We start from the raw sequence: 13,806 nt of genomic DNA on the forward strand, positions 1-13,806 counted from the left end.
CCAACTGGCGACGATCTGGCGGGAGGTGCTGGGCTTGGAAGATATCGGCGTCGAGGATAATTTCTTTGAACTGGGGGGGCACTCGCTGAGCGCACTGCGGTTGGTGTCGCTAATCAACCGGCGACTTGACTGGAATCTTCCACTCAGCCGATTACTGCAACAACCGACCATTGCCGCGTTGGCCGCGAAAGCCAACCGAGGGCCATTATCGCCCTTGGTGGCTTTGAATCGAGCCGACGGCGACAAGCCGCCGCTATTTTGCCTGCATCCTGCTGGCGGTACGGTGTTCGGCTATTATCCGCTGGCTCGAGCGCTGGCGAATCAACGTCCGGTGTATGGATTGCTGTGCCGGAGTTTTCTGGCACCTGATTGGCGGGACGAGTCGATTGCGGAGATGGCAGCGGATTACGCCCAGGCGGTGATGCAACAGCAGCCGCACGGTCCGATTCATCTGTTGGGCTGGTCCTTGGGTGGCGCTTTAGCATTGAGCATGACAAGCGTATTGGAACGAGCCGGCCGCAAAGTGGCTTTTTTGGGGTTGGTGGACAGCTATGTACCCGGTTTCGATTGCGTTGAAGACGAAATGGAAGTCGATGATAAAGACAGCCTGAGGGATTTGTTAAAGAGTATCGCTCCAGAGTGGGCAAATTTCGATCTTGATAGCTTGGCGAATCTGAGCGAAGAGGATGAGGTTCGGCACCCGGCCGCGTCATGGATAAAGTTGCTGGATGTGAATAACGGAATGGCGATTATGCGGCGATTGAGCCAATTGAGTGAAAGTTACCGGATTGAAGCCGTAAGGGTAGGCCTGCACTGCTGGTGGTCGGACGAGGCCGGCGAAGCGGCGGAATTTGCCCAGCATATGTTGGAAGAAACCTGTGCCAGCCGGATTCTGTCGTCGACGAGGGTGCCGAGCGACCACGCTAAAATCGTCAAGCATGATAGCTTTATCGCCGATGTGGTAAATCGATTGAATACCGATGCCGCGTCGTAACGGTTACTATTTGTTGTTGACGTTGTTGTGTCTGTCGGCCTGTACCGCAGTGCCGGATCGCGACGCCGTTGGCGAAGTCGGCCCGTTGCCAACTGCCTGGAAGGCGTTACCGGCCAATGTTGCACAAGGCCAAGTCGGCGCCTGGCTTGCCAGCTTTAACGACGATGATGTCAAAAGCTTGGTAATGATGGCCCTGGAAGGAAACAACGACCTGAAAGCAACGGCGACCAGGGTCGAGCAAGCCCGTGCGCAAGCACGCATTGCAGGTGCGCCAGCCAGACCGCAACTGGACTTGGCGCCAGGTTTTGAACACGCCGACGGCGGGCGCGATGCGAAAAACTCGATAAGTACCGGTAGCAGCTGGTCGGTGCCGTTCAATCTGAGCTGGGAGCTGGATGTCTGGGGCCGCATCAGCGATACCCAGCAGGCAGCGGTTCTAGAAGCCGACGCGGTAGCAGCCGATTTGCAGGGGGCTGTTTTATCGTTGGCGGCGCGTACTGCGCAAAGCTGCTTCGAACTGGCCGAAGCCCGGCAACGGGTGACCGTGGTGCAAGCTTCCATCGACGAGCGTAGCGCCTTGGTCGAATTGCTGCAGGGCCGTTTTAATCTGGGGCTGGCTCAAGGGCTGGATTTGAGTCTGGCGCTGACCGACCTCAGCGATGCCAAGGCCGAGCTGAAAGAGGCCGGTAACCGGGTGCAACAGGCACAACGCCGACTCGAAGTGTTGTTAGGGCATTATCCAGGCGGGAATATCGAGCGCTGCGCGCGCTTGCCGGACTTGCCGGCCGCTTTACCGGCGGGTTTGCCTTCGGAGTTGCTGGCGCGCCGACCCGATGTGACGGCAGCGTTTACACGCTTGCGATCACAAGACCATCGCCTCAGCAGTGCGCGTAAGGCCTTGTTGCCGCGGGTTACTCTGGCGGCCAGCGGTGGCAGTCTGGGCAACACCTTATCCGATCTCACCGAACCGCGTTCCGCCGCTTGGAATCTGGCGTTGGGTTTGACTCAACCTTTGTATGCCGGCGATCGCTTGCAGGCCGACATCGATTTGCAGGCCGCTCAAAGTCAGGAAACCTTGCATCGCTACCGGGAAACCGTGCTGAACGCGTCTCGCGAAGTGGAGCAAAGTCTGGCGGCCGAGAACTGGTTGATTGGCCGCGAACAGGCGCTGGCGGCCACCGCAAAACAAACCGAGACCAGCCGCGCGCTGGCCATTTATGCTTATCGAAACGGCTCAGTGGATATTTTGACCTTACTGGATAGTTACCGCAGTACCCTGATTGCCCGCACCGCGCTGCTGGATGCGCGTCTGCAATTACTGAACAATCGCCTGGATTTGTACTTGGCCCTGGGTGGAGGGGTGTGAGATTGATGTCCGGCAATGCCCTGAAAATCGTCCTGCCCGCCCTGGTCTTGTTGGCCGGTACGGCTGGAACCCTGTTGCTGGCTAGCGGTACTAAACCGCAAGCGCAGACGGCAAGCGCACAGCAACCCACCGTCAAAACCTTGGTCGCTCAGCCGCAACGCTTGCGCTTGCCTGTGCAAAGCCAAGGCATACTGCTGCCGGTGCACGAGATCGATTTGACCGCTCAAGTTCAAGGCAGAATCCTGACGGTGCATGATAGTTTTGTCGTTGGCGGCCGCTTCAAGGTCGGAGAGGTGTTGGTGTCGGTGGAAACGACCGAATACGATCTGGCGATTGTCAGAAGCGATACCCGCTTGGCGGAAGCCAGGCGCGCGCTAGCCGAGGAACAGGCGGCGGCAATTCAGGCAGAACGGGAATGGCGGGTGCTGGGAGAGGGCTCGCCGACCCCGTTATCCCTGCACGAACCGCAATTACAGGAAGCCAAGGCCAAATTGAAACAAGCCGAGGCCGAGCTGGCGGACGCCAAATTACAGCGCAGCCGTTGCGAGATACGCGCACCGTTCAACGGACGAATCAAGGAAAAAGCAGCCGGGGTCGGGCAGACGGCGACAATCGGCAAGCCGTTGGCACGCATCTATGCCGAGGATGCAGCCGAGATACGTTTGCCGTTGAGCCCTGCGCAGATCGGCTATTTGCCGGTACCCGAGATTCGAAACGGCAAGACCATTGGCGCCAAAGTGACGCTGATGGCCGAGCGAGGGGGCGAAAAGGTGCAGCGTGAGGCCATGATCGTTCGCCGTGAAGGTGTCGTTGATCAAGGTACCGGGCTGGAATATTGGGTGGCCCGTCTTGAACATCCGGAACGGGAACCGGCTTTATTGCCGGGCGGTTTTTTAAGCGCCGAAATCGAGGGCCGGGAGCTGGATGGTGTGTTTGAACTGCCGCGTATCGCCTTGAACGCCGCTCAGGAAGCCTTGCTGGTTGACGCCGATAACAAGCTGCAAATCAAACGCCTGCAGGTGCTGCGTAGCGATTCCGATCGTGTGTTGGTTGGTGGCGGCTTGCAGGCCGGGGACCGTGTGATCGTCTCCGGTATCGATGTGCCGGTCGCCGGTATGCGGGTGGTGGTTGAGCCGGTCGGCGATAGTCTGTAGCGCGGAGTAACTCATGAAAGATACCGTGCGTTTGCCGAACTCGCTATTGGCCTGGTTCGTCGCCAATCCGGTGGCCGCCAACCTATTGATGGCGCTGATTTGGTTGGGTGGTCTGGCCGGTTTGATGGCGGTGGAGAAGGACGTTTTCCCGCGCTTTAGTCCCGAGCAGTTCGAAATCGTCGGCATTTATCCCGGCGCGGGCCCGCGGGATGTGGAAACGGGATTATGCATCCCGCTGGAGGAAGCGGTTCACGATTTGCCGGGCATCAAACATCTGGATACCGGTGTATTCGAAGGCGAGTGCCAGATCAAGGTCAGCGTACTGCGGGGCCATGGCCGGGAAACGGTGATGAGCGCCGCGCGGGGTCGCATCGATACCTTGACTCACCTGCCGGCGGCGGTGGAAAAGATCGACATTCGCGAAGCCCAACGCGACGGCGACGACGGTGTGATCTGGGTGGCCTTGTACGGCGAGGTCGAGCCGTTGCGGTTGAAAGCCTTGGGCGACAGGATACGCGCCGAGTTGTCGGCTTTGCCCGGCGTGACCCAGGCGGTCGATTACGGGCGGATGAATTATGAAATCGGTGTCGAGGTACGCGCCGCCAGTCTGCGTCAATACGGCTTGACGCTGCAACAGGTTGCGACGGCCATTCGCCGGGCCTCGTTCGATTTGGCCGGCGGCACGGTTAAAACACCGTCCGGCGATTTGTTGTTGCAGGTTCAGGGGCGCGCGCGCCGGGGCGATGCGGTCGGCGAACTGGTTTTGCTCAGTCTGGCCGACGGCGGGGTGTTGCGCATTCGCGACGTGGCGACGGTTCGCGACGGCCTCGGCGAAAAGGTGTTGCAGTGGCGGCATGACGGTCTCCCGGCACAGGGCTGGGAAATTCACGCCGAAGCCGATGCCATTGATGTGGCGGAAAGCGTCAGGAAATATGTTGAGCAAACCGCAACCGGCCTGCCGCCCGGCGTGCATCTGAAGACCTGGTGGGACGACTCGATGGCGTTCGACCAGCGGATCGACACCTTGCTGGAAGATGGCTTGAGCGGTTTTGTACTGGTCTGGCTGGTGTTGACGCTGTTTTTGCGGGCCAGAGTGGCATGGTGGGCCGGGATTGGGATTTTGACCTCGGTACTGGGCACACTGTGGTGGATGCAGATGTTGGGCCTGTCGCTGAACATGCTGTCCTTATTCGGTTTTCTGCTGGCGATGGGTATCCTGGTGGACGACGCCATCATCATCGGCGAGAGCGTACACAGCGAACAACAAAAGCCAGGCGCCGATCCGTTACAGGCGACCGTCAGCGGCGTGAGCAAGGTGGCAATGCCCGTGTTGTTGTCGATCTTGATCGCCTTGGCGGCATTTTTACCAGGGTTGTTTCTACCCGGCTGGAGCGGCGAGATGATGCGGCCCATTGTCTGGGTGATGATACTGACGCTAATATTTTCACTGCTGGAGGCACTGTTGATTTTGCCGGCGCATCTGGCCGTGCCGGCCGCCATCGACACGCGCTTTGAACGCCTGACTCATTGGCGCAAACGCTTGAATCATGGCTTGGAAGCTTTGGTTTCCGCCTATTACCGGCCCATGCTGCAACGGGCGCTCGCCTGGCGCTATCTTGTGTTGTCATTGTTCATCGTCTTGCTGTTGTTGACTGGCGGTCTGTATGCCGGTGGCCATGTGCGGCGGGCGATGAATCCCGACATCAGCAAGGATGCGTTCTGGGCCAGACTGAGCCTGCCGCCCGGCACGGCAGCGGATGAAACCCAGCGCCTGGCCGAGCGGGTGGAGCGCGAACTATTGAGTTATCGCGATGAATTGGAAAAGGCCGAGCCGGGTTACCGACTCCTGCTGGGACAGGAGACCTTGATTTGGGAGCAGGAAGCCGGGTTGTGGCTGGAACTGTCGGAGCAAGCGCGGCAACGGGTCAAGGTGGACGATTTCGTTCGTGAATGGCGGCGGCGCATCGGCGATCTGGGCTCGGCACGGCTGGATTTCATCGTCCGCGAGGGCGACGTGCCTTACGACATCGTATTGAATCTGGGCGCTGCCGATCCCATGGTATTGCAGCAGGCGGGGACCGAGTTGAAAAGCCGGTTGTCCGCCTATCCCGGCGTTTACGATGTATTGGACTCCAATATTCCCGGTAAGCCCGAGTTGCGGCTGAGCTTGAAACCGCTGGGCGACAAACTCGGTTTGCAACTGGCGGATCTGGCCGAGCAGGTGCGACATGCTTACTACGGCGTCGAAGCGCAACGTTTTCAGCGCAGCCGCAATGACGTGCGGATCATGGTGCGCTTGCAGGCCGATCAGCGCCATTCGCTGGATGATTTATACCAGCTGCCGATTCATTTGCCCGATGGCAAACAGACTTTGTTGGCGCAGGTGGCTGAGGTGAGTTTTCAGCCGGGCTATGCGCAGTTAAATCGCCGTGACCGCCAGCGCGTGCTGGAAGTCGCGGCCAGAGTCGACCCGGCGCAAGCCGATCTCAACGCGATTTATGCCGATCTGGAACAACTGGTCTTACCGGGCCTGCAAGGCCGTTTTGCCGGTTTGAAAACTGATTTAGGCCGGGAAAGACAGGAGCAGAACGCCACTTTGCAGGCGCTGACGCGCAACACCGCTATCGCCTTGACCGTGATATACGCGATTATCGCCGTCAGCTTCCGCTCCTATGCGCTGCCACTGGTGTTTTTGCTGGCGGCGCCGATGGCCTGGGCCGGCGGGGTATTGGCCCATGCGCTGTTGGGCATGCCGCTGTCGATGGAGTCGCTGGTCGGCATGGTGGCGGCCAGCGGGGTGGTGGTCAACGACAGCATGGTGCTGCTTGATTACATTCATGAGCACGAAGCGCGCACCACGGATAAGGTCGCGTTGATCGCAGAAGCCTGCTCCGCCCGATTCCGGCCTATTTTCCTGGCCTTCATGACCAACTTTGCCGGCTTCTTGCCGACGCTGCTGGAAACCAGCGTACAGGCGCAATTTCTGGTGCCGATGACCTTGTCGCTGGCGGCCGGTTTGCTATTCGGCATGTTCGCCAGCCTATTGTTGACCCCGGTTTGCTATACCGTATTGCAGGATTTTCAACAATGCGGCGACGATGCGCGCTAAACCCCTTTTTACATGTTGCGGCCGTCGATGTATGGTTCGAGACTTTACTGGCGGATGGTGCTGACTATCAAACCTATTGGCGGTTATTGTCGATCGAGGAAATCGCGATTGCCCGCTGCTGAACAAGTGCTGGCATTTACCTGTCTACTCGTGATTGGTGTTTGATCGATTTGGAGATAGAGGTTGGCATGAGTACCGCATTGACATTGGTCGTTTGAATCGGTATTGCTAAAAGTTACAGGCGGAATGTTTTTCACATTGTTTGATTGAGTCATAAACGGAGGAAGGCGAGAAGAGATATTCGTAAAAGCGTATCTAGTTGAGAATCATTATCAATTACTATATTATGGCGGTAACTTAATTTATCCGGTGCCGCCATGAAAGACCAATGTGGAGAAGACTCCTGCCGTAGCCAGGGAAACGAAATCTTACGAAAAGCGATTGTTATCGCATTGACCACGACCTTATCGACTAGCGAGTTGATGGCTAAAGAAATGGCTGTCACTGACGATGCTGAATCCTTAAAGTCCAGCGATAGCGATAAGAAAACCGGAAACATTGAGAGCGAGGCAACATTGCCGGAAGTCTCTGTAGTAGGTCAGCAACAAGCCAAGGCTACCGATCCGGTAGCGGGCTATGTGGTCAATAAGTCGCTATCCGGTTCTAAGACCGATACACCTTTGATCGAAGTTCCACAGTCGATCAGTGTGATCAATAACGACGAGTTTACCGCGCGCGCGGCACAAAGCATCACCCAAGCCGTGGCTTATACGCCGGGCTTAGTCAGCGGCATGTTCGGGCCGAGTACCCGCGACGATTATTTCAATCTACGTGGATTCGAGGGCACGCAATATCTGGACGGGACTCGATTGATGAGTTCCGGCAACAGCTATGCTCAGCTTCGGGTCGATCCCTACGGCATGGAGAGGATCGAGGTGTTACGCGGTCCGTCTTCAGTTCTGTATGGTCAAAACGCGCCGGGCGGTTTAGTCAATATGATGAGCAAGCGGCCAACTGATACCCCGTTTCACGAAATCCAGTTTCTGGGCGGCAGTTACGACCGAGTTCAGGGCAGTGTCGACCTGAGTGGCCCTATCGAAGGCCGTAACGATTTGTTGTATCGGTTGGTGGCCTTGGGCCGTGGCAGTGATACCCAGGTAGACTATGTGGAAGACAATCGCTATTTCGTTGCGCCCAGTTTGACCTGGAAGCCCAGCGATGTGACGACTTTGACCTTTTTGAGTCATTATCAAAAAGACGAAACCGGCAATGCGATGCAGTTTTTGCCTTACGAGGGTACGGTATTAGGCAATCCTAACGGCAAAATCCCCACCAATCGATTCATCGGCGAACCGGATTTCGACGGTTACGAGCGCGAGCAATTTGCCGTCGGTTATGCGCTGGATCATCGTTTCAACAAGGTGTTTTCGGCTAGGCAAAATGTGCGTTATGCCAACATTACCAGCGATTATCGGGGGGTCTTTCCGGATTACTTCAATGGTTTCGACTCCGATACCGGTCGCTTGATTCCTGGCGGTAGCTTTGTCGACAGCGACATGCGCAACATCTATCGTTATGGCGCCCATTACAAGGATAAGGCGGATACCTTCACGCTGGACAATCAAATGCAAGCCGATTTCTTTACCGGTGATGTTGGCCACACCGCGCTGGTCGGCGTTGATTTTCGCCATTTCACCTCTGAAAGACAGCGCGGCTTCTCAGATGCGCCTAACCTGGATATTTACAACCCAGTGTATGGTGTGCGATTCGATAATCCGATTCTGGGTGCCGGCATCCAACAAGAACAAGATCAGATCGGCGTTTATGCGCAAGATCAACTCAAATGGAATCGCTGGATTGCCACGGTTGGCATTCGTCACGACTGGTCCTCCGCAGTTACCCGCACCGGCGGCGGCGACTCAACCCCGCAGGACGATGAGGCGTTTACTTATCGAACCGGTTTGAGTTATTTATTCGATAGTGGCGTGGCGCCCTATTACAGCTATTCTGAATCGTTCGAACCCACGGCGGGTACGACCTTTGCCGGCGTGCCGTTCAAGCCCACAACGGGTCAACAGCACGAATTCGGCGTCAAGTATCAGCCTGCCGGTTATAACGTGTTGATGTCCGCTGCGCTATTTCATTTAACACAGCAGAATGTGGTGACCGCCGATCCCGACCCCGCGCATGTCGGCTACAGCATACAAACCGGTGAAGCGCGTGCTCAAGGTGCTGAACTGGAAGGCAAGGCCAGTTTGGATATGGGCTTGGACATGACGGCTTCGTATACCTACACCGATACCAAAGTTACCCAGTCGAATATCGACGCCGAACGCGGCAACAACTTAACCTATACCCCGGAGCATCAAGCCGGGATGTGGCTGGATTACACCCATAAACAAGGCGATGTCGCGGGGCTCGGCCTGGGCGGTGGTCTGCGTTATGCCGGCGGTAATTACGGTGACTTGAGCAACAGCCAGAAAACACCTTCTTACGTGTTGGTCGATGCGGCCGTGCATTACGATCTGGGTCAATTGCACAGCAAGATGAAAGGCATGCGCCTCGGTGTCAATATGAGCAACTTGCTAGATCATGAGTATTTGACCACTTGCTATGGTGGCAGCTGCTTCTACGGCGACCGCCGTTCGGTGCTGGCCAGTCTGCGTTACAACTGGTAAACCTGAGCCGGCATGCGGAAAATCTGGCTGCGGCTGCATCGTTACCTCGGTTTGACCGCGGCCATGTTTTTGCTGTTGGCCGGCTTGACCGGCAGCATTATCGCCTACCAGCAGGAGCTGGATGCTTGGCTCAATCCTGATTTGTTTGAAAGTTCCGCGCAAGGGTCGGTGCTCGACACGGGTGAATTGTTAGAGCGCTTGCGGCACGATCAGTCGAAATACCGTATCGTCTCGTTGCCGTTAAACCGCGAGGCTGGCAAGGCGGCGCGGATTACAGTGCGCCTTGCGGAGGCCGATCAGCCGGCTGATGCCGACGAATTATTCGTCGATCCTGTTAGTGGTAAGGTCTTGGGTGGACGCATTTGGGGCGCCTGTTGTTTCGAGCGCCGCCATCTGATTCCGTTTATCTATGTGCTGCACTACAGCCTGCAATTGCCCGGTGAAATAGGTTTGTGGGTGATGGGCTCGACGGCAATCGTCTGGTTATTCGAGTCGTTGATCGGGTTTTATCTGACCCTGCCCAAACAATACCCTGCAAGACAAACACTACCAAATCGGCAACAGCCTTTAAAAAATGGGTGGCAACGCTGGGCCATGGCTTGGCGGATCAAGCCGCGTGCCGGCGCCATGCGCTTAAATTTCGATTTGCATCGGGCCGGTGGCCTATGGCTGCTGATTTTGATGCTGACACTGTCTATCAGTGCCATTTCGTTGAATCTGCGCGATGCGGTATTCGAACCGGTGGTTTCGCTGTTTTCCGAATTCACTCCGTCGCCGTTCGATACGCGGGAGCGGCGCGGCGAGCAGGCGCCGGTGGAGGCGGATATTGCTTTTGTCGAGGTGTTGCGAATTGCCGCCGCCGAAGCCGGCAAGCGGGGCTGGACCAAGCCGCAAGCCTCGATATTTTACAATGCCAGCTACGGTATTTTCGGCGTCGGCTACGGCGATAACCAAGGCTTGGGGCTTAGTTATTTGTATTACGACGGCGCAACCGGCGCCTACCTGGGCGATTACGTCCCTGGCAGCGGCAGCGCGGCGGATGTGTTTGAAGCTTTGCAATTACCGTTGCATAGCGGGCAAATCATTGGATTGCCTGGCAGGGTTTTGATTTCACTGGTCGGATTGGCTGTGGTCGGGCTGGCAATTACCGGTGTGTTGATTTGGCTGAGTAAAACAAAAGTCCTGCGAGTCAAACATCGGGCAGTTTCTAGTTAGAGCTTAGTAGGCTTATAAGGAAGATCAGCTCAATCTGCAAGGTTCCCAGATTGGCCGGAAGTGGGTGAACTCCTTGATCACGAAAAATAGGTGTCGAGTAGGTGTAATAACTGCATGAAGACACCCTGCCATGAAGACCATCATATTCGATGTTAGTCGAGATAGTTGGGCACATGCCCGCGAATCACCCGGCCTTTATGGTCTATGCGACCCTCTTTTCGCAGGGTTTTCACCAGGAGGCTGCGCAGGTAGGCGTTAACGGCCGCCTTTTTGTCCTCGCCGGTTAGGTTCTCCACGTCCAGTTTGCAGTTTCGGCCTTGCGCCTGGCATAAATCAGCCCTGATCTGATATTGCGGGCATTCGTCGAGATATTGGTATTTGTCACCACACGATTGTCTTAACGCAAAATACTCTTCAGGCGTCAAGAACTCCCGTTCCCGCATAATCTGGTCCCAAATGCGGTCATCAACAACGACACCCGCCGGTGGCATTTGTCGAAAACACGGTAATTTGCCAACGGCCGCCACATCCAGATCGCCGTCCTCCAGATAGTCCCCTTGATTGAACCGAAAAGCGGGCGTATTCGGCGAGTACGTCCGCCACGGATAACGGCTGCGCGTCGGATAGCGCGGGGTCACCGCATAAAGGCTATTGGCTTTTTCCCGACACGCCGCGTAATTCCGGGCTTTTTCGTTCGCGTCCTGCGTCAGCTGGATATGCGACGCACAGCCAGTAACACCACCCAAAAGGCATAGTGCGAAGACGGCGGCGTGACGCCTAACGTTACCGGCCACTGGCTTCTCCGATCAGAAATTTTTTCCCTGAAATCTCAGGTAGCGGGGCGTGTTGCAGACTGACCGCAGTACCCGTGGCCACCACCATGATTAAGCCGCCTTTGCCCATGGCTAAAAATTCGTGATCCAACGATACGCCCACGATCGCATCGGCGCCGTAACCGGTCGCGCGCGCGACCAGCGCATCGAGCGCATCTTGCCGCGCTTTGGCCAACTCTCTTTCGTAGCCTTTGGTGCGGCCACCAAAGAAATTGCGCCAACTGGCAAAGAGGTCGACGAACACATTCGCCCCCAGAATCGCCTCGCCGCTGACGATGCCACGATAGTCGACGATGGTATGGCCTTCGAGTCGAGGCGTATTGCTAACAATCATGTTCTATCTCCAACAATGGTCGAAATGCCCTGTTTACCACGATTCCGCAAAAATACCCGTTGGCAAAGTGCATTTTAAAAGCATCTAGCCAACGGGTTTAATCAAACAATTCCGCTAGCATGGCAGCTTTTCAATTCATGAAGGTGAATGCCATGGCCGATACGCAAACCACTAACCAGATAAATACTGTTGTATATCATCACTATCAAACGCCGCAGGATGTATGTACATGGATATTCAACCAAGTTTCCGAGCTGTTTGATCGGGCTAACTTATTAATTAATCAATATCGCGAAAAATATTCTTCATTGGCTTTATCCAACGGCGATGTGTGTCGGTATCCATTGGGTATAAAAGTCGATGAAATGACCAATGATAATTTTTCTATTCGATGGGGTCTTGGCAATTGGAATGGTAAAGAATTTGTCATGACTAAAATGTTTAGTTTGCAAGATAATAGGTTTCGAACTTATTATCTAGAAGTATTGTTAGCCGAAGCGCCAATAGAACTAAAGGCGTTGGTCAGTGAAACGGAAGATCAATGCGTTCGTATCAGAAAGTTGCAGTATAAAATAATCAAATTGATTGGACAAATAATAGAGTACGAGTCAGAGAGTTCTTCAGAGAAGAATGTTGTAACTCGGTCAATATTGAAGTCAAGATGTGTTGATAGTGCATTAATAAACGACCACAGTCAATTAGCAAATAGGTTTTATGAGTGGATCGTAGCGCAAAATGAGATTTTGCATAAAGAAGCGGAATATTACGTATCATATTACTGGGGTAATAATAGGAAAAACTACGGTCAGGAAAAGACATCAATTGCACTTGGTTTGCGCATCAAAAAAAATCGAAGTAACTCGATTAGTATAGAATGGTTTGAGGCAAAATTTATTGGTAAAAAAGTTCTCGAAAACAAGCGTTTTAAAAAGCCGAAAAACATTCACCATTATGCTAATCTAGAAAAAGTCATCGTTGCAGAGCCAAAATGGTTTATAGACCTTGTGATGTTAACCGAAGAAGAGTTAATGCGAATTAGAAAAATGATGTTTACTTTATCGACTATTAAAGAGGCGTTTCTGGAGTACCAAAGCATATAGCAGTAGTGCGCTTTTCGGCAAAATATCATTTCTAGATTACTCGACCCACGTATTATTGACGTCATGTGATGTTTGAATCGGTGTTCTTATAGCGTTCGATTCGCTTCTACTCCTGGCCAGGACTTCTTGTGCAAGTGATTTGACTGCGGAACATCTCGGAAACGCAACGAACGCGAAGTGAAGATTTTTTAGTTCCGATAGGCGTAGCGTTCGCAAAGATAGCTTGGAATGATGTCACGCCCTGCGAGACTCCATGTTTCTACCCATTGTTCGCACTGAACGCGGCGAGAGTCGCGGCTGTGGGCATGAGCGTTCCCGTCATTCGTGCCTAAATTTTCGGCCCAGGATGCCTGAGAAGTTTTTCGCGGAAATACCGATCCCCGGCGTTGCTTAAAATCACGCGCGAACCTTTCTCAGGCTACGTAACGCAGTCGATCAGAAAGACGACAGGCAATCGACAAGACGATCAAAAACCCGGCAAATTAGCAAAAAAACGGCGCCAGTCGATCGCCAGTCGATGACTAGTCGATTAAGGGCGTGCTTACCGTGTATGTCGGACCTATTTCAGCTGAACAGGTGGCCGATGGGCTCTGTTTTGAGAGGATCCTGATGAGGTTTTGGGTGCTCATCACCGCTCAGAGCGCGCGAAACGACACGGGGTATTTGTACCATTTAACGGATAACGAATTCTCCTTCGCCGCAGGCACGTCGTGTTTATCAGCCCAGGTTAATGGTGCATCCCTAGTGGAAAATATAATGTGGGATGATGGATAACCTATGGATATTGAATATGAAAATTTCAGCTACGGAAAAAATGTCAACGCGTGAAAGCCATTATTTTTTCCACTGGACGTGCCCCATTATATTTTCCACTAGGGATGCCCCATTAAATTAAAATTCACAAGCGATTGAAATATATAAAAATAACGCGTTTACTCTTGTGACGAAGTCGGTTTTGGGTAGCTTAATTTGGCTCGCAGTATCAAAAAAACAGCCCGATACCCCATTATATTTTTCCACGAG

Annotated in this window: 8 protein-coding genes and 1 pseudogene; 7 read left to right on the plus strand and 2 right to left on the minus strand. The window is 54.3% G+C overall.

Annotated features, from left to right (window positions below):
• From A1355_RS07775 to A1355_RS07800, 6 genes are all read left to right on the plus strand, one after another.
• Nucleotides 1–994: alpha/beta fold hydrolase (locus A1355_RS07775; protein WP_157197792.1), on the plus strand; the 994-nt coding region annotated here is incomplete at its 5' end.
• On the plus strand, nt 981–2,360 hold the full coding sequence (locus tag A1355_RS07780) for an efflux transporter outer membrane subunit (protein ID WP_064026705.1): 1,380 nt from the start codon (nt 981–983) through the stop codon (nt 2,358–2,360). The genes A1355_RS07775 and A1355_RS07780, both read left to right, overlap by 14 nt.
• A 5-nt stretch (nt 2,361–2,365) precedes the next feature.
• Nucleotides 2,366–3,514: an efflux RND transporter periplasmic adaptor subunit gene (locus A1355_RS07785; RefSeq protein ID WP_064026707.1), complete on the plus strand. Its 1,149-nt coding sequence runs from the start codon at nt 2,366–2,368 to the stop codon at nt 3,512–3,514.
• Nucleotides 3,515–3,527: 13 nt separating this feature from the next.
• Nucleotides 3,528–6,623: an efflux RND transporter permease subunit gene (locus A1355_RS07790; protein ID WP_064026709.1), complete on the plus strand. Its 3,096-nt coding sequence runs from the start codon at nt 3,528–3,530 to the stop codon at nt 6,621–6,623.
• Between the two features lie 377 nt (nt 6,624–7,000).
• Nucleotides 7,001–9,301, plus strand: coding sequence for a TonB-dependent siderophore receptor (locus A1355_RS07795; protein WP_157197793.1), 2,301 nt, complete (start codon nt 7,001–7,003; stop codon nt 9,299–9,301).
• Between the two features lie 12 nt (nt 9,302–9,313).
• Nucleotides 9,314–10,516: a PepSY-associated TM helix domain-containing protein gene (locus tag A1355_RS07800; protein WP_064026712.1), complete on the plus strand. Its 1,203-nt coding sequence runs from the start codon at nt 9,314–9,316 to the stop codon at nt 10,514–10,516.
• 152 nt (nt 10,517–10,668) lie between these two features.
• On the opposite strand, the gene A1355_RS07805 is transcribed toward A1355_RS07800, so the two are convergent.
• Together A1355_RS07805 and A1355_RS07810 are read right to left on the minus strand one after the other, a co-directional pair.
• The gene (locus tag A1355_RS07805; RefSeq protein ID WP_064026714.1) at nt 10,669–11,310 is read right to left on the minus strand and encodes a hypothetical protein; all 642 of its coding nucleotides are present in this window, start codon (nt 11,308–11,310) and stop codon (nt 10,669–10,671) included.
• Between the two features lie 61 nt (nt 11,311–11,371).
• Nucleotides 11,372–11,683: pseudogene (locus A1355_RS07810) on the minus strand (heavy metal-binding domain-containing protein); the annotation flags it as partial.
• 152 nt (nt 11,684–11,835) lie between these two features.
• Between A1355_RS07810 and mobI the strand changes: the two are divergent.
• Nucleotides 11,836–12,783 (plus strand): conjugative transfer protein MobI(A/C), encoded by a 948-nt coding sequence (mobI, locus tag A1355_RS07815; RefSeq protein ID WP_157197794.1) that lies wholly within the window; start codon nt 11,836–11,838, stop codon nt 12,781–12,783.
• Nucleotides 12,784–13,806: the final 1,023 nt, after the last annotated feature.

Origin of the sequence: Methylomonas koyamae (genome assembly GCF_001644025.1) — a bacterium.
Classification (GTDB): Bacteria; Pseudomonadota; Gammaproteobacteria; order Methylococcales; family Methylomonadaceae; genus Methylomonas; species Methylomonas koyamae_A.